The sequence below is a fragment of the Paractinoplanes polyasparticus genome (assembly GCF_019710575.1).
Lineage (GTDB): Bacteria > Actinomycetota > Actinomycetes > Mycobacteriales > Micromonosporaceae > Actinoplanes > Actinoplanes polyasparticus.
On sequence record NZ_JAHWFK010000070.1, the window covers coordinates 1 to 19836 of the forward strand.

At 72.8% G+C, this 19836-nt stretch carries 1 protein-coding gene (only partly in view); it reads right to left on the reverse strand.

The window, feature by feature from the left end:
• Positions 1 to 19836: part of a non-ribosomal peptide synthase/polyketide synthase coding region (locus KXC43_RS47485; protein WP_221382901.1), annotated on the reverse strand (this coding region is incomplete at its 3' end). Its footprint extends 15608 nt past the window's final position; the window shows 19836 of its 35444 annotated nt.

The window sequence follows — 19836 nt, forward strand, 5'->3', positions numbered from 1 at the left end:
TCCGGCGTCCGCCGCACCTGCTCCTCGAACAACACCGGGAACGTCACCCCCGGCAACGGACCGGAGGTGTCGTTCCAGCCGTGCAGCACCCGCTCCCGCTCGGACCGGTCCAGGATGTCGACCGCGCCCAGCCGGGCGTCGGGCGACGCGGCGACGAACCGCAGCACCCGGCCCAGCCAGTCGGCCAGCCGGAGGGCGGTCGCCGGTTCGAACAGATCGACCGACACGATCAGCGATCCGTTCAGCCCGGCGGGCCGGCCCTGATCGTCGAAGGCCTCGGCGACGGTGACGTCCAGGTCGAATTTCGCGGCGGTGACCGGCAGGCCGTCGGCCGACGGCGTCTTCGCGCCGGTCCGCGCGCCGGGCAGGTCGAACGCGGAGCGCTCGTTGTTCTGCACGGTCAGCATCACCTGGAACAGCGGGTGCCGGGCCAGCGACCGTGTCGGCGCCAGCTCCTCGACCAGCCGCTCGAACGGCACGTCCTGGTGGGCCAGGGCGTCCAGGCTGGTCTCCCGGACCCGGGCCAGGATCTGCCGGAACTCCGGGTCGCCGGACAGGTCGGTGCGGATGACCAGGGTGTTGAGGAAGAACCCGACCAGGTCGTTGACGGCCTCGTCGGTGCGCCCGGCGACCGGGGAGCCGATCGGGATGTCGGTGCCCGCGCCCAGTCGTGACAGCGTGACCGCCAGCGCGGCCTGCAACACCATGAAGGTGGTGACGCCCTCGGCGCGGGCCAGGCGAGACAACTGGTCGTGCACCTCGGCCGGCACGTGCAGCGGGACGCTGTGGCCGCGGTTGGTCTCCACCGCCGGCCGCGGGCGGTCGGCGGGCAGCATCAGCTCCTCGGGCGCGCCGGCCAGGGTCTCTCGCCAGTACGCCACCTGCCGGGACAGAAGGCTCTCGGGGTCCGACTCGTCGCCCAGCAGATCCCGCTGCCACAGGGTGTAGTCGGCGTACTGGACGGGAAGCGGCGCGAAGGACGGCGCCTCGCCGCGCTTGCGGGCCGCGTAGGCCGTCGTCAGGTCCCGGCCGAGCGGGGCCATCGACCAGCCGTCACTCGCGATGTGGTGCATCACCAGCACCAGGATCTGCTCGTTCGGGCCGGGCCGGAACAGCCATGCCTTGACCGGCACCTCGCGGGACAGGTCGAACGCGTGCTCGCGGGCCCGCCCGACCGCCCGGCCCAGCTCGGCGCCCGCGACCTCGGTGGTCTCGAGGCTCCAGTCGAGCTCGTCCGGCTCCAGGATCCGCTGGTACGGCGTGCCGTCGTCGACCGCGAAGACCGTACGCAGCGACTCGTGCCGGCCGATGACGTCCCGCAGCGCCGCCTGGAGCACGGTGACGTCCACGTCGCCGCCGAGGCGCATCACCATCGGGATGTTGTAGGTGGCCGTCGGTCCTTCCAGCTGGCTGAGGAACCAGAGGCGTCGCTGCGCGAACGACAACGGCACCCGCTCCGGGCGGGCAGTCGCCACGAGCACCGGCCGCGCCGGGCCGGTCTGCGCACCGGTCAGCCAAGCCGCCAGCCCGGCCGGCGTCGGCGTCTCGAACAGAACGCGCAGCGGGACCTCGACGCCCAGCACCGTCCGGATGCGCGACAGCAGCCGGACGGCGAGCAGCGAATGGCCGCCCAAAGCGAAGAAGCCATCGTCCACCCCGACTGTGTCGAGGCCGAGCACGTCGGCGAACGCGGCGCACAGCAGTTCTTCCTGCACGGTGGCCGGCGCGCGGCCGGTCCCGGTGGTGAGTTCCGGCGCGGGCAGCGCGTTGCGGTCCAACTTGCCGTTCGCGGTCAGCGGCAACTCGGCCAGGGTCACGAACGCGGCCGGCACCATGTAGTCCGGCAACCGCGCCGCCGCCAGCTCCCGCAACCGCTGCTCGGCGACATCACCGACCACGTACGCGACCAGGCGCTCATCCCGGAGCACCACCGCCGCCTGGCGCACCTCGGGATCGGCCAGCAGGACCGCCGCGATCTCGCCCGGCTCGACCCGGAAACCGCGGATCTTCACCTGCTCGTCGGCCCGACCGGCGAACACCAGCTGCCCATCCTCGGCCCACTTCGCCAGGTCACCGGTGCGATACATCCGCTCCCCCGCGCCGAACGGGCACGCCACAAACCGCTCACCGGTCAGACCGGGACGACCCACATAGCCGCGGGCCAGCCCGGCACCCGCGATATAAAGCTCACCAGCCACCCCAACCGGCACCGGGTCCAGCGCCTCATCGAGGACGAACAGGCGGGTGTTGGCGATCGGCCGGCCGAACGGCACCGGCCCGTCCCGGCTCGGATCGACCTCGCCCTCAGCCACCATCACCGTCGCCTCGGTAGGACCGTACGTGTTGACCAGACGCCGACCCGCCGACCACACCCGAGCCGCCTGCTCACCGATAGCTTCCGCGCCCACCAGCAGCGTGCGCACCGAGGCGAGATCGCCGGGCTCCAGCACGCCCAGCAGCGACGGCACCACACTGGCCGCCTGCACGGAAACATCACGCAGCAGACGCGGCTCAGCCCGCTGCTCATCAGTCGCCACCACCAACGTCGCGCCCGTCGACAGAGCCACCGACACATCCAACACCGACGCATCAAAGGCGAACGACGCGAACTGCAACACCGAAACACCCGGACCAGCGCCCATCCGCGGGCCGAACACCGACACCAGGTTGGCCAGCGAACCGTGCGACACCGCCACACCCTTCGGCGTACCGGTCGAACCCGACGTGTAAATCACATACGCCAGCTCCCGGGCGTCGCCCGTGAGCGGCGGCGCATCCACGCGCCCGGCCACCTCCTGCGGGCGGACCACCGGCAGCCCGCCAAGGCCGTCCTCAGCCACCACCAGCCGGGCGCCGCTGTCGGCCAGGACGAAGGCGATCCGCTCGGCCGGATAGCCGGGGTCGACCGGCACATAAGCCGCGCCGGCCTTCCATGCCGCGACGATCCCGACCAGCATGTCGACACCACGCGGCAAACACAGTCCCACCACGGACCCGGCCGACACACCCCGCTCGCGCAGCCCCCACGCCAGACCGTTGGCCCGCGCATCCAGCTGCCCGTAGGACAGCTCGACGCCGCCACAAACCACCGCCACCGCATCCGGCGACTCGGCCACCCGCTGCCGGAACAGATCCAGCACCGTGGCCTCCCGCACCGGCGCCGCGGTGTCGTTGAAGCCCGACACCACCCGCGACCGCTCGGCCGCGTCCAGAACGTCCACGCTTCGCAGGCGTACGCCCGGGTGCTCGGTCACGACCTCGAGCACCCGCACCAGCTTGGCCACCAGCCACTCCGCGGTCGACCGGTCGAAGAGGTCGACCGACGCGATCAGCGCCCCGCGCAGCCCGGCCGGTCCGCCGTCGTCGTCCAGCACCTCGGAGACGGCGACGTCCAGATCGAACTTCACCGCCGTCTCCCCAGTGGGTCCGCCCTCGCCCTCCCGGGCCGGCCGCTCGTTGTTCTGCGCCGCGAGACTCACCTGGAACAGCGGGTGCCGGGCCAGGGACCGCACCGGCGCCAGCTCCTCGACCAGCCGCTCGAACGGCACGTCCTGGTGCGCGAGCGCGCCCAGCGTCGTCTCCCGCACCCGGGCCAGGACCTGCCGGAACTCGGGATCGCCGGACAGGTCCGTACGGATGACCAGGGTATTGACGAAGAACCCGACCAGGTCGTTCACGCCCTCGTCGGTGCGACCGGCGACCGGGGAGCCGATCGGGATGTCGGTGCCCGCGCCCAGCCGGGACAGCAGCACCGCCAGCGCGGCCTGCAGCACCATGAACGTGGTGACGCCCTCGGCCCGCGCCAGCTCGGCCAGCCGCCGGTGCACCTCGGCCGGCACCCACAGCGGCACGTTGTGGCCGCGGTGGTTAGCGACCGCCGGCCGGGACCGGTCGGTCGGCAGGATGATCTCCTCGGGCGCGCCGGCCAGCGTCTCGCGCCAGTACGCCACCTGCCGCGACAGCAGGCTCTCCGGGTCCGACTCGTCGCCGAGCAGGTCCCGCTGCCACAACGTGTAGTCGGCGTACTGCACGGGAAGCGGCGCGAAGGACGGCGCCTCGCCGCGCTTGCGGGCCGCGTAGGCCGCCGACAGGTCCCGGCCCAGCGGGGCCATCGACCAGCCGTCACCGGCGATGTGATGCACCACCACCATCAGCACCTGCTCGTCGGGTCCGGGCCGGAACAGCCAGGCCCGCACCGGCACCTCCCGCGACAGGTCGAACGCGTACTCCCGGGCCCGCCCGAGCGCCGCGCCGAGTTCCGCGCCGTCGACCTCGCCGACCTGGACGCTCCAGCCGAGCTCGGCCGGGTCGAGGATCCGCTGGTACGGCTCACCGTCGGCGACGGCGAACACGGTCCGCAGCGACTCGTGCCGGCCGAGCACGTCGCGCAGCGCCGCGTTCAGCACCGCCGCATCGACGTCCCCGCCCAGGCGCATCACCATCGGGATGTTGTAGGTCGGGTTGGGCCCTTCGAGCTGGCCCAGGAACCAGAGGCGGCGCTGCGCGAACGACAGCGGCACCCGCTCCGGGCGGTTCCCCGCCGTGAGCGCCGGCCGGGCCGGACCGGCGTCGGCGCCGGTCAGCCAGGCCGATACTCCGGCTGGGGTCGGCGCCTCGAAGAGGGTCCGCACCGGCAGTTCGGCCCCGAGCACCGTGCGGATCCGCGACATCAGGCGCGCGGCGAGCAGCGAGTGCCCGCCGAGGTCGAAGAAGCTGTCGTCCATGCCCACCGAGTCGACGCCCAGCACGTGGGCGAACGCGGCGCAGAGAAGTTCCTCCTGCACGGTCGCCGGCGCCCGGCCGCCGCCTGCCTCGGCCGCGGAGGTGAAGTCGGGGTCGGGCAGCGCCTTGCGGTCCAGCTTGCCGTTGCGGGTCAGCGGCAGCTCCGCCAACGCGACGAACGCCGAGGGCACCATGTATTCCGGCAGCCGCGCCGCCGCCAGCTCCCGCAGGCGCTGCTCGTCAACGTCACCGACCACGTACGCGACCAGGCGCTGATCCCGGGCGAGGACCGCGACCTGACGCAGCTCCGGGTGCGTGAGCAGCACCTGCTCGATCTCGCCGGGCTCGATCCGGAACCCGCGGATCTTCACCTGGTCGTCCACCCGGCCGGCGAACACGAGCTGCCCGTCGACCGTCCACCGCACCAGGTCACCGGTGCGGTACATCCGCTCACCGGCACCGAACGGCGAGGCCACGAACCGTTCACCGGTCAGCCCGGCCCGGCCCACATAGCCCCGCGCCACACCCGCGCCGGCCACATACAGCTCGCCGATCACCCCGACCGGCACCGGGCTCAACCCGTCGTCGAGCACGAAGACCCGGCCATTGGTGACCGGCGTGCCGATCACCGGGGCACCGCCCGCCTCGAGAGGTTGAGACATCGTTGCGCACACGGTCACCTCGGTCGGCCCGTACGCGTTCACCAGCCGCCGGCCCACCGCCCAGCGGTCCACCAGCGCCCGGTCCAGCGCCTCGCCGGCCGACACCACAGTGCCCACCGGCACGGCGGCCGGATCCAGCACGCCCAGCACGGCCGGCGGGAGCGTCGCGTGCGTCACCTCGTGCCGGGTCAGCACCTCGACCAGGCCACCACCGGGCGTCAGCTCCCGTGCGGGGGCGGTCACCAGCGTCGCCCCGGATCCCAGCGCCATCAGCACTTCCCAGGTGGCCGCGTCGAATCCGATGGACGCGAACTGCAGCACCCGGGCGCCGGCTCCCACCCCGAACCGGTGCACCTGCGCCATGGCGAGGTTCGCCGCGCCCGCGTGGGTCAGCGCGACACCCTTCGGCGTTCCGGTCGAGCCCGACGTGTAGATGACGTACGCCAGGTTGAGGGGGCTGACCGCCGTCTCCGGTGAGGTCTCGGGGAACCGCCGCAGGGTCGCCGGGTCGTCCAGCGCCACCGGCAGCACGCCCGGCAACGGGAGGTCGTCCAGCGCGTCCGAGCTGCCCAGCACCACGATCACCCGGCTGTCGGCCAGCATGAACGTGATCCGCTCGGCCGGGTGGCCGGGGTCGATCGGCAGGTACGCCGCCCCGGCCTTCAGCACGCCCAGCAGCGCCGTCACCAGATCCGGGCCGCGATCCATCACGACCGCCACGACCGACTCGGCGCCGACTCCGTAGCCGCGCAGCAGCCAGGCCACCCGGTTCGCCCGCGCCTCCAGCTCCGCGTACGACCATGCAACGCCGTCGGCCAGCACGGCGGCCGCGTCCGGCGACTCCGCGAGCCGGCGCCGGAACAACTCGAGCACCGTTGGGTCGCCGGCCGGCGCCGCGGTGTCGTTCCACGTGCCCAGCATCGTCGTCCGCTCGGCCGCGTCGAGCAGGTCGATCGCCCGCAGACGCAGTCGGGGCTCGGCCGTCACCAGATCGAGGACACGTACCAGGCCGCGGGTGAACCGTTCCACCGTGTGCCGGTCGAACAGGTCGGCCGACCCGGTGAGCGAGCCGCGCAGCCCGGCCGGGCGGCCCTGACCGTCGAAGATCTCACCGATCATCAGGTCGAGGTCGGTCTTCACCACCGCTGCGTCGCCGCCAGCCATCGCGACACCGCCGCTGACCTGAACGTCGGGCAGCTCCATCACGGCCCGCTCGACGTTCTGCAGCGTCAGCACGACCTGACACAGTGGATGCCGGGCCAGCGACCGCACCGGCGCCAGCTCCTCGACCAGCCGCTCGAACGGCACATCCTGATGAGCCAGCGCCCCGAGCGTGGTCTCCCGTACCCGCTCGAGCACCTCCCGGAACTCGGGGTCGCCGGACAGGTCGGTCCGGATGACCAGGGTGTTGACGAAGAAGCCGACCAGGTCGTTGAGCGCCTCATCGGTGCGTCCCGCGTTGCCCGAGCCGATCGGGACGTCGGTGCCGGCGCCGTGCCGGGACAGCAGCACTGCCACTGCGGCCTGCAACACCATGAAGACGGTGACGCCCTCGGCGCGAGCCAGGCCGACCAGGCGCTGATGCACGTCGGCCGGGACCCGCAGCGGCACCCGGTGGCCCTGGTGACTCGCCACCGGGGGCCGCGGACGGTCGGCCGGCAGCGGCAGCTCCTCCGGCGCGCCGGCCAGAGCCTGCCGCCAGTACGCCACCTGCTGCGACAGCAGGCTCTCCGGATCCGACTCGGCGCCCAGCAGCTCACGCTGCCACAGGGCGTAGTCGGCGTACTGCACGGGCAGCGGCTGGAAGGACGGCGCGTCGCCGTGCAGCCGCGCCGCGTACGCCGCCGACAGGTCGCGGCCCAGCGCCGCGCTCGACCAGCCGTCGCTGGCGATGTGGTGCATGACCAGCACCAGCACCTGCTCGTCGGGGCCGGCCCGGAACAGCCAGGCCTTGATCGGCACCTCGGTGGCCAGATCGAACGCGTGCTCCGTGGCCCGGGCCATCGTCGGCGCCGCGTCGGCGGCGTCGACCTCGCCCACCTCAAGGCTCCAGTCCAGCTCTGACGGCTCCAGGATCCGCTGGTACGGCTCACCGTCCTCGACGGCGAACAGGGTGCGCAGCGGTTCGTGCCGGCCGATCACATCCCGCAACGCGGCCTGGAGCGCGGCGACGTCCACATCGCCGCCCAGACGCATCAACATCGGGATGTTGTAGGTCGCGCTCGGGCCCTCCAGCTGACCCAGGAACCACAGGCGGCGCTGCGCGAACGACAGCGGCACCCGCTCCGGGCGCTCCGATGATTTCAGAACCGGCCGTGCCGGTCCGGTCTCCGCGGCGGCCAGCCAGGCCGCCACGCCTGCCGGCGTGGGCGCCTCGAACAGCGTCCGCACGGGCAGCTCGGCATCCAGCACCGTCCGGACCCGCGACACCAGCTTGACCGCGAGCAGCGAGTGCCCGCCCAGGTCGAAGAAGCTGTCGTCGACACCGACCACGTCGACACCGAGGACGTCGGCGAACGCGGCGCACAGCAGTTCCTCCTGCACGGTCACCGGCGCGTGTCCCGCACCGGTCGTGTAGTCGGGTGCGGGCAGCGCCTTGCGGTCAAGCTTGCCGTTCGGGGTGAGCGGCAGCTCGGCCAGCAGCACGAAGGCCGACGGCACCATGTAGTCCGGCAGGCTCGCCGCCGCCAGCTCCCGCAGCCGCTGCTCGTCGACGTCACCGACGACGTACGCGACCAGGCGCTCGTCCCGGACGATCACCGCCGCCTCGATCACGTCCGGGTGCCCGGTGAGCACGGCACGAACTTCGCCCGGCTCAACCCGGAACCCGCGGATCTTCACCTGCTCGTCCGCGCGCCCGGCGAACAAAAGCTGCCCGTCCGAGGTCCACCGGGCCAGGTCACCGGTGCGGTACATCCGCTCGCCGGAGCCGAACGGGCACGCCACGAACCGCTCGCCGGTCAGGCCCGGACGGCCCACATAGCCGCGGGCCAGCCCGGCGCCGGCGATGTAGAGCTCGCCGGCCACGCCGGCCGGCATCGGGTTGAGCGCGTCGTCCAGCACATAGAGACGGGTGTTGGCGATCGGCCGGCCGAACGGCACCGGGCCGTCCCGGCCCGGGTCGACCTCGCCGGCGGCCACCATCACGGTCGCCTCGGTGGGCCCGTAAGTGTTCACCAGCCGGCGGTCCGCCGACCACACGCGGGCGGCCTGCTCCCCGATCGCCTCGGCCCCCACGGCCAGGCATCCGACCGGCAGCTGGTCGGGCGTCAGCACCGACAACAGGGACGGCACCACGCTGGCCACCTGGACCGGCAGCTCGGCCAGCAGGCGGGGCTCGGTGCGCTCCCGGTCGCCGGCGATCACCAGGGTGCCGCCGCGGGCCAGCGCCACAGCCACGTCCAGCACCGACGCGTCGAAGCCGAACGAGGCGAACTGCAGCATCCCGACGCCGGTGTCCACGCCCAGCAGCGGCCCGAACACCGACACCAGGTTCACCAACGAGCCGTGCGAGACGGCCACACCCTTCGGCGTCCCGGTCGAGCCGGACGTGTAGATGACGTACGCCAGGCTGCGCGCATCGACCGGACGGGCCGCGAACTCTGCGCCGCCCACCTCGTCGACCGACAGCACCGGCACGCCACCGGAATCGACGGCGGTGTCACGCGTGGTCAGCATCACCGCGGCACCGCTGTCGGCCAGCACGAACCGGATCCGCTCGGCCGGCAGGCCCGGATCGACCGGCACGTAGGCCGCCCCGGCCTTCCACACCGCCAGGATCGCCGCGACCATGTCCACGCCGCGCGGCAGGCCGAGCGCCACCACCGAGCCGGGGCCGGGCAGCGCCGCGGCGAGCTCGCCGGACCGGGCGTCCAGCTGCGCGTACGTCAGTTCGGCGCCGTCGCAGACCACGGCCACGGAGTGCGGATGCGCCGCCACCGCGGCCGCGAACAGCTCCAGGATCGTGCCCGGCGGGACCGGCGCGACGGTGTCGTTCCAGCCGTCCACGACCTGAGCCCGTTCGGCGGCGTCCAGGATGCCGACATCGTGAAGCCGCAACTCGGGCGTCGCCGTCACCTCGTCCACCACCCGGCCGAGCCAGGTGACCAGACGCTGCGCGGTCGCCCGGTCGAACAGGTCGACCGACGCCAGCAACGAGCCGCTCAGGCCCGCGGGCCGGCCGTCCTCGTCGAAGGTCTCGGCGACTGTGACGTCCAGGTCGAACTTCGCCGTCGTGGTGAGCTCGCCGTCGGACGGCGACGTCCGGCCGGGCTCCCCGTTCTGCACGGTCAGCATCACCTGGAACAGCGGGTGCCGGGCCAGCGACCGCACCGGCGCGAGCTCCTCGACCAGGCGCTCGAACGGCACGTCCTGGTGGGCCAGAGCGTCCAGGCTGGTCTCCCGCACCCGGGCCAGCAGCTGCCGGAACTCCGGGTCGCCGGTCAGGTCGGTCCGGATGACCAGGGTGTTGACGAAGAACCCGACCAGCTCGTTCAGGGCCTCGTCCGTACGGCCCACGACCGGGGATCCGATCGGGATGTCCGAACCGGCGCCCAGCCTCGACAGCAGCACCGCCAGCGCGGCCTGCAGCACCATGAACGTGGTCACGCCCTCGGCCCGCGCCACCTCGGCCAGGCGGCGGTGCACCCCGGCCGGCATGTCCACCGGCACGCGGTGACCCCGGCGGCTCGACACCGCCGGACGCGGCCGGTCCACCGGCAGCGTCAGCTCCTCGGGCGCGCCGGCCAGGGTCTCCCGCCAGTACGCCACCTGCGTGGACATCAGGCTGCCGGGGTCCGCCTCGTCGCCCAGCAGATCCCGCTGCCACAGCGCGTAGTCGGCGTACTGGACCGGCAGCGGCGTCCACTGTGGGGTCTCGCCGCGCCGCCGGGCGTCGTACGCCGTCGTCAGGTCGCGGCGCAGCGTCCCGCTCGACCAGCCGTCGCTGGCGATGTGGTGGGTCACCAGCACCAGCACCGGCGCGCCGACGCCCGGCCGGAACAGCCAGGCCCTGATCGGCGCCTCGGCGGCCAGGTCGAACGCGTACTCCGTGGCCGCGGCGATCGCCGGGCCCAGGTCCGCCTCGTCGACGTCGCCGCCGTGCAGGCTCCAGCCGAGCTCGGCCGGCTCCAGGATGCGCTGGTACGGCTCGCCGTCGGCGGCCGCGAAGACCGTGCGCAGCGGCTCATGCCGGCCGATCACGTCGAGCAGCGCCGCGTTCAGCGCGACCGGGTCCACGTCGCCGGGCAGACGCATCACGATCGGGATGTTGTAGGTCGGGTTCGGACCCTCCAACTGGCTCAGGAACCAGAGGCGGCGCTGCGCGAACGACAGCGGCACCCGCTCCGGGCGGTCGCCGGCCGTGAGCACCGGCCGGGCCGGGCCGGTCTGCTCGCCGGCCAGCCGGGCCGCCAGCCCGGCCGGTGTCGGCGTCTCGAACAAGGTCCGCACCGCCAGCTCGGCGTTCAGCACCGTGCGGATCCTCGACACCAGCCGCACGGCCAGCAGCGAATGGCCGCCGAGGGCGAAGAAGCTGTCCTCCACGCCGACCGCCTCGAGACCGAGCACCTCGGCGAACGCGGCGCACAGCAATTCTTCCGGCACCGTAGCCGGAGCCCGGCCCGCACCGCTCGCGTACTCCGGATCCGGCAGCGCCGCGTGGTCCAGCTTGCCGTTCGGGGTCAGCGGCAGCTCGGCCAGGTTCACGAACGCGGTCGGGACCATGTACTCCGGTAGCCGGGCCGCGGCTACGGCCCGCAGGTCGTCCGCCGTGACGTCACCGATGACATAGGCGACGAGTTTCTCGTCCCGGACGATGACGGCCGCCTGAACCACCTGCGGGTGAGCGGCCAGCACGGCCTGGATCTCGCCCGGCTCGACCCGGAAACCGCGGATCTTCACCTGCTCGTCGGCCCGACCGGCGAACACCAGCTGCCCGTCCTCGGTCCACCGGGCCAGGTCACCGGTGCGATACATCCGCTCCCCCGGTCCGAACGGGCATGCGACGAATCGCTCGCCGGTCAGACCGGGACGGCCCACATAACCACGGGCCAGCCCGGCGCCCGCGATGTAGAGCTCGCCGGCGATGCCGATCGGCACCGGGTTGAGGGACGCGTCGAGGACGTACAACCGGGTGTTGGCGATCGGCCGGCCGAAGGGCACCGGACCGTCCCGGGCCGGATCGACCTCGCCCTCGGCCACCATCACCGTCGCCTCGGTCGGGCCGTACGTGTTGACCAGACGCCGGCCTGCGGCCCAGACCCGCGCCGTCTGCTCTCCGATGGCTTCCGCGCCGACCAGCAAGGTGCCCACCGAGGCGAGGTCGGTCGGCTCGAGCACGCCGAGCAGCGAGGGCACCACACTGGCCGCCTGCACGGAAACATCACGCAGCAGACGCGGCTCGGCCCGCTGCTGCTCGGTGGCCACCACCAACGTCGCGCCCGTCGACAGAGCCACCGCCACATCCAACACCGACGCGTCGAAGGCGAACGACGCGAACTGCAACACCGAAACACCCGGACCAGCGCCCATCCGCGGGCCGAACACCGACACCAGGTTGGCCAGCGAACCGTGCGACACCGCCACACCCTTCGGCGTACCGGTCGAACCCGACGTGTAAATCACATACGCCAGCTCCCGGGCGTCGCCCGTGAGCGGCGGCGCATCCACACGCCCCACCACCTCCTGCGGACGCACCACCGGCACCCCACCGAAGTCGTCCTCAGCCACCACCAGCCGAGCGCCACTGTCAGCCAGGACAAAAGCGATCCGCTCGACCGGATAGCCGGGGTCGACCGGCACATAAGCCGCGCCGGCCTTCCACACCCCAACGATCCCGACCAGCATGTCGACACCACGCGGCAAACACAGCCCGACCACGGACCCGGCCGACACACCCCGCTCACGCAACAGCCACGCCAAGCCGTTGGCCCGCCCATCGAGCTGCCCGTAGGTCAGCTCGACGCCGCCGGACACCACGGCCACCGCATCCGGCGACTCGGCCACGCGCTCCCGGAACAGATCCAGCACCGTGGCCTCCCGCACCGGCGCCGCCGTGTCGTTCCAACCGGAGAGCAGCCGGGCACGCTCGTCGCCGTCGAGGACGTCGACGGTGGAGAGGGCGGTCGGGGCGAGACCGTCGACCTCCGCCGCGAGCGCGGCCACCAGCCGCTCCAGCCCGCTGACCATCAGCCCGGTGACCAGCCGAGGCGGGATCGGGCTTCGGGCCTCGACGGCGACGCTCAGCGCGCCGTCGCGGTCGTTGACCGCCACCGTCAGCGGATAGTTGTTGCGTTCGAGCCCGTGCACGCTGCGGATGCCGCTGTCCGCGGCCGGGTTCGCCGGTCGCTCGCCACCGCCCACGTGCCGGTAGTTGAACAGCGAGGTGAACAGCGGCGTGTTGCCGGGCAGACCACTGGCCTGCAGCGCGACGGCCAGCGGGGCGTGCTCGTGCTCCAGCAGCGCGGCCAGCTGGCCGCGCATCGCCTCGACCGCGGCGCGCACCCCGGTGTGCGCGGTGCGGGCCCGCACCGGCAGCGTGTTGATGAACGGGCCGAGGACCCGGTCGGCGCCCTCGCCGGCGTTGAGCCGGCCGAACAGCACCGTGCCGAACACCACGTCGTCGCGGCCGGACAGCACGGCCAGCACCCGCGCCCACACCACGTGCAGCACGGTCGCCGGCGACACGCCCAGCCGCCGGGCCACCTCGCGCAGGGCGGCGGCGGTCTCGTCCGGCACCGGCAGGGCCACGGTCGACGACGACGTGCCGTCACCGCGCACGTCCAGCACCCCGAACGGCGCGGTCGGCTCGTCGACGTCGCCCAGGAGCGCGCCGAAGTAGCGTTCGTGCTCCTCCCGCGGCACCGAGCGGGCCTGCGCCACGAAGTTGCGGAACGGCAACGCCGGAGTCAGCTCGTCGAGCCGGCCGGCCATGATCAGCCGGAGTTCCCGCATCAGCGTGTCCATGCCCACGTGGTCCTGCACGGCGTGGTGCATCCGCAACACGCCCAGCCAGCGGCCGTCGCCGGCCGCCGAGACGTGCAGATCCATCAGCGGCGCCCGGCCCAGGTCGAATCCGGTGCCGACCTCGGCGGCCAGGGCGTCGAGCACCTCACGCGGAACCGGCCCGGCCTCGACCGGCGGCGTTCGATCCGCGTGCTCGACGACGGGCAACGTGGCCCGGCGCCACACCACCTGCACCGGCTCGCGCAGCCCGTCCCACACGATCGACGTGCGGTAGATGTCGTGCCGGTCCACGATCGCCTGCAGGCCGGCCACGAACCCGTCCAGGCGTTCCCGCGAGGCGAACTCGAAGGTCCGCAACGTCAGGTACGCGTCCCGGCCGCCGTCGGCCAGCAGATGGTGGAACAGCAGCCCCTGTTGCAGCGGGGCCAGCGGGTAGACATCGGCGACGTTGGCCGCGCCGCCGTCGACCGAGGCCACCACGCGGGCGATCTCGAGCTCGGTCAGGTCGGCCAGCGGCAGCATCGCCGGGGTGATGGCCCGCGCTCCGGCCGGGATCAGGTTCGGCGGCACGACGACCGCCGGTCCACCGGCCGAGGCGGCCAGCCCGGCCGGGGTCGGCGTCTCGAACAGCGCACGCACCGACACGGTGAGGCCCGCCGTCCGCAGCCGCTCCACCAGCGACACCGCGAGCAGCGAGTGGCCGCCGAGGGCGAAGAAGCTGTCCTCCACGCCGACCGTCTCGAGACCGAGCACCTCGGCGAACGCGGCGCACAGCAGTTCTTCCTGCACGGTGGCCGGCGCGCGGCCGGTCCCGGTGGTGAGTTCCGGCGCGGGCAGCGCGTTGCGGTCCAACTTGCCGTTCGGGGTCAGCGGCAGCTCGGCCAGGATCACGAACGCGGTCGGGACCATGTACTCCGGCAGGCGAGCCGCAGCGACGGCTCGCAGGTCGTCCGCCGTGACGTCACCGACGACATAGGCGACGAGCTTCTCGTCCCGCACGGTCACGGCGGCCTGGGCCACCTGCGGGTGCTCGACCAGCACGGCCTGGATCTCGCCCGGCTCGACCCGGAAACCGCGGATCTTCACCTGCTCGTCGGCCCGCCCGGCGAACACCAGCTGCCCATCCCCGGTCCACCGGGCCAAGTCACCGGTGCGATACATCCGCTCCCCCGCGCCGAACGGGCACGCCACAAACCGCTCACCGGTCAGACCCGGACGGCCGATATAGCCGCGGGCCAGCCCGGCGCCCGCGATGTAAAGCTCACCAGCCACCCCGACCGGTGCTGGTTCCAAGGCCTCATCAAGGACGTAGAGGCGGGTGTTGGCGATGGGACGGCCGAACGGCACCGGCCCTTCCCGGGCCGGATCGACCTCACCCTCAGCCACCATCACCGTCGCCTCGGTCGGACCGTACGTGTTGATCAGGCGCCGGCCCGCTGACCAGATATGCGCCGTCTGCTCGTCGATGGCTTCCGCGCCTACCAGCAGCGTGTGCACGTCTGCCAGGTCGCCGGGGTCGAGCACCCCGAGCAGCGAGGGCACCACACTGGCCGCCTGCACGGAAACATCACGCAGCAGACGCGGCTCGGCCCGCTGCTCCTCGGTGGCCACCACCAACGTCGCACCCGTCGACAGAGCCACCGCCACATCCAACACCGACGCGTCGAAGGCGAACGACGCGAACTGCAACACCGAAACACCCGGACCAGCGCCCAACCGCGGGCCGAACACCGACACCAGGTTGGCCAGCGAACCGTGCGACACCGCCACACCCTTCGGCGTACCGGTCGAACCCGACGTGTAAATCACATACGCCAGCTCCCGGGCGTCGCCCGTGAGCGGCGGCGCATCCACACGCCCCACCACCTCCTGCGGACGCACCACCGGCACCCCACCGAAGTCGTCCTCAGCCACCACCAGCCGAGCGCCACTGTCAGCCAGGACAAAAGCGATCCGCTCGACCGGATAGCCGGGGTCGACCGGCACATAAGCCGCACCGGCCTTCCACACCCCAACAATCCCGACCAGCATGTCGACACCACGCGGCAAACACAGCCCGACCACGGACCCGGCGGACACGCCTCGCTCGCGCAGCCCCCACGCCAGACCGTTGGCCCGCGCATCCAGCTGCCCGTAGGACAGCTCGACGCCGCCACAAACCACCGCCACCGCATCCGGCGACTCGGCCACGCGCTCCCGGAACAGATCCAGCACCGTGGCCTCCCGCACCGGCGCGACGGTGTCGTTCCAACCCGTCAGCACCTGGGACCGCTCGTCGACGCCGAGAACGTCCACGCCGCGCAGGCGTACGCCCGGGTTCCCGGTCACGACCTCGAGCACCCGCACCAGCATGGCCACCAGCCGCCGCACGGTCGCCGGCTCGAACAGGTCGATCGAGCCGATCAGCGACCCGCGCAGCCCCGCCGGGCGGCCGTCGACGTCGAACGCCTCGGTGAGCCCGAGGTCCAGGTCGAACTTCGCCGCCGCGGAGGTCGTCTCCGCGACCGGCTGCCGTTCGCCCGGTTCCGTGGCCGCACGTTCGGCCTTGCGCACGCTCAGCATGACCTGGAACAGAGGATGGCGGGACAGCGACCGGGACGGCGCCAGCTCCTCGACCAGCCGCTCGAACGGCACGTCCTGGTGACCGAGGGCCTGCAGGGTTGTCTCCCGTACCCGGGACAGCACCTGACGGAACTCCGGGTCGCCCGACAGGTCCGTGCGGATGACGAGGGTGTTGACGAAGAAGCCGACCAGGTCGTTCAGGCCCTCGTCGGTGCGACCGGCGACCGGTGAGCCGATCGGGACGTCCGCGCCGGCGCCGAGCCGCGACAGCAGCACCGCTACCGCCGCCTGCAGCACCATGAACGTGGTGACGCCCTCGGCGCGGGCCAGCTCGCTCAGACGCTGATGGGTCGCGGCCGGGACCCGCACGGGCACCCGATGTCCACGATGGCCGGCCACAGCCGGACGCGACCGGTCGACCGGCAGGCTCAGCTCCTCGGGCGCGCCGGCCAGCTGCCGCCGCCAGTAGCCGACCTGGGCCGACAGCAGGCTCTGCGGATCGGACTCGTCGCCGAGCAGCTCGCGTTGCCACCGGGCGTAGTCGGCGTACTGCACGGGCAGCGGCGTCCACGGCGGCTCCTCGCCGCGCCGCCGGGCCTCGTACGCGGTGCTCAGGTCCCGGGTCAGCGGACCCATCGACCAGGCGTCGGTCGCGATGTGGTGCACCACCAACGCCAGCGTCTGTTCGTCGGCGCCGGTCCGGAACAGCCACGCCTTGATCGGCGCCTCGCGGGCCAGGTCGAACGCGTACTCCGAAGCGCGCGCGACCGCCGGGCTCAGGTCGTCGGCGTCGACGTCGACGACCGCGAGGCTCCAGCCGAGGTCGGCCGGCTCCAGAATCCGTTGATACGACTCGCCGCCGGCGGTGGCGAAGACGGTGCGCAGCGGTTCGTGCCGGCCGATCACGTCCCGCAGGGCCGCGTCGAGCACAGCAGCGTCGACGTCGCCGCCCAGCCGGATCACGGTGGGCAGGTTGTAGGTCGGGCTGGGCCCTTCCAGCTGGGCCAGGAACCAGAGGCGGCGCTGAGCGAACGACAGCGGCACCCGCTCCGGGCGGTCACCGGCCGCGAGCACCGGCCGCGCCGGGCCGGTCTGCTCGCCGGCCAGCCAGGCCGCCAGCCCGGCCGGCGTCGGCGTCTCGAACAGAACGCGCAGCGGGACCTCGACGCCCAGCACCGTCCGGATGCGCGACAGCAGCCGGACGGCGAGCAGCGAGTGGCCGCCGAGGGCGAAGAAGCCGTCGTCGAGGGTCACCGTGTCGACGCTGAGCACCTCGGCGAACGCGGCGCACAGCAGCTCTTCCGGCACGGTTCCGGGTGCCCGGCCCGCGCCGGTCGAGTGGTGGGGGGCGGGCAGCGCGTTGCGGTCCAGCTTGCCGTTCGCGGTCAGCGGTAGCTCGGCCAGCATGACAAACGCCGACGGGACCATGTAGTCCGGCAGCCGCGCCGCGGCCAGCTCCCGCAGGTGCTGTTCGGTCACGTCACCGACCACGTACGCGACCAGGCGCTCGTCGCGCAGGATCACCGCCGCTCGGCGCACCTCGGGATCGGCCAGCAGGACCGCCGCGATCTCGCCCGGCTCGACCCGGAACCCACGCACCTTCACCTGCTCGTCGGCCCGACCGGCGAACACCAGCTGCCCGTCCTCGGTCCACCGGGCCAAGTCACCGGTGCGATACATGCGCTCCCCGGCGCCGAACGGGCACGCCACAAACCGCTCACCCGTCAGACCCGGACGACCCACATAACCACGGGCCAGCCCGGCACCGGCGATGTAGAGCTCACCGGCCACCCCGACCGGAACCGGCGCGAGGCCGTCGTTCAGCACGTAGAGGCGGGTGTTGGCGATGGGACGGCCGAACGGCACCGGCCCTTCCCGGGCCGGATCGACCTCACCCTCAGCCACCATCACGGTCGCCTCGGTCGGACCGTACGTGTTCACCAAATGCCGACCCGCCGACCACACCCGAGCCGCCTGCTCACCGATGGCCTCCGCGCCCACCAGCAGCGTGCGCACCTCCGCCAGATCGCCGGGCTCCAGCACCCCCAGCAAAGACGGCACCACACTGGCCGCCTGCACCACCACATCACGCAACAGACGCGGCTCAGCCCGCTGCTCCTCGGTCGCCACCACCAACGTCGCGCCCGTCGACAGAGCCACCGCCACATCCAACACCGACGCGTCAAAGGCGAACGACGCGAACTGCAACACCGAAACACCCGGACCGGCGCCCATCCGCGGGCCGAACACCCCGACAAGGTTGGCCAGCGAGCCGTGCGACACCGCCACACCCTTCGGCGTACCGGCCGAACCCGACGTGTAAATCACATACGCCAGCTCCCGGGCGTCGCCCGTGAGCGGCGGCGCATCCACACGCTCCACCACCGGCAGACTCTCGGTCACCATCAATTCGGCGCCGCTGTCGGCCAGCGTGAACGCGATCCGCTCAGCCGGATAACCCGGATCGACCGGCACATACGCCGCCCCGGCCTTCCACGCCCCGACAATCCCCACCAACATGTCCACGCCACGAGGCAGGCACAACGCCACCACCGACTCCGCACCCACACCCTGCTCACGCAGAGACCAAGCGAAACCGTTGGCCCGCGCCTCCAGCTCGCCGTAGGTCAGCTCGACGTCGCCGCAAACCACCGCCACCGCATCCGGCGACTCGGCTGCCCGCTGCCGGAACAGATCCGGCACCGTGGCGTCCCGCACCGGCGCGGCGGTGTCGTTGAAGCCCGACACCACCCGCGACCGCTCGGCCGCATCCAGCACGTCGACCCCGTGCAGCCGCACCTGCGGCGTCGCCGTCACGAGGTCGAGAATCCGCAGCAACGTGGTGACCAGCCGCTGCACGGTCGCCGGCTCGAACAGGTCGATCGAGCCGTTCAGCGACCCGCGCAGCCCCGCCGGGCGGCCCTGCGCGTCGAACGTCTCCCGCGCCGCCAGTTCGAGGTCGAACCGGGCCGCCGACACGACGGACCCGCCGTCGGCCGCGGGCTTACGGGCACCGGCGCGGGCGCCGGGCAGGTCGAGGGTGGCGCGTTCGTTGTTCTGCACGGTCAGCATCACCTGGAACAGCGGGTGCCGGGCCAGCGACCGCGCCGGCGCCAGCTCCTCGACCAGACGCTCGAACGGCACGTCCTGGTGGGCCAGCGCGCCCAGGGTGGATTCCCGCACCCGCCGCAGCACCTGCCGGAACTCGGGGTCGCCGGACAGATCCGTACGGATGACCAGGGTGTTCACGAAGAAACCGACCAGGTCGTTCAGGCTTTCGTCGATGCGGCCGGCGACCGCCGAGCCGATCGGGATGTCCGCGCCGGCGCCCAGCCGCGACAGCGCGACGGCGAGGGCGGCCTGCAGCACCATGAACGTGGTGACGCCCTCGGCGCGGGCCAGCCCGACCAGCCGCTCGTGCACGTCGGCCGGCACCTCGACCGGCATCCGGTGCCCGCGGTGGCTCGCCACCGCCGGGCGAGCCCGGTCGACCGGCAGCGCCAGCTCCTCGGGGGAGCCGGCGAGCGTCTGCCGCCAGTACGCCGTCTGCTGCGACATCAGGCTGCCCGGGTCCGACTCGTCGCCGAGCAGGTCACGCTGCCACAGGGCGTAGTCGGCGTACTGCACGGGCAACGGCTCGAACCGCGGCACCTCGCCCCGCCGGCGGGAGGCGTAGGCCGCGGAGAGGTCCCGGCCGAGCGGCGCCGTCGACCAGCCATCGGTGGCGATGTGGTGCACCACCAGGACCAGAACCTGCTCACCGGCGTCCGACCGGAACAACCACGCCCGGACGGGCGGTTCGGCTGCCAGATCGAACGTGTGCTCGCGTGCCCGGGCGATCGCCGGGTCCAGCTCGGCGTGGGCGACGTCGGTGATGCGCAGCCGCCAGTCCAGCTCGGCCGGAGCCAGGATGTGCTGGTACGGC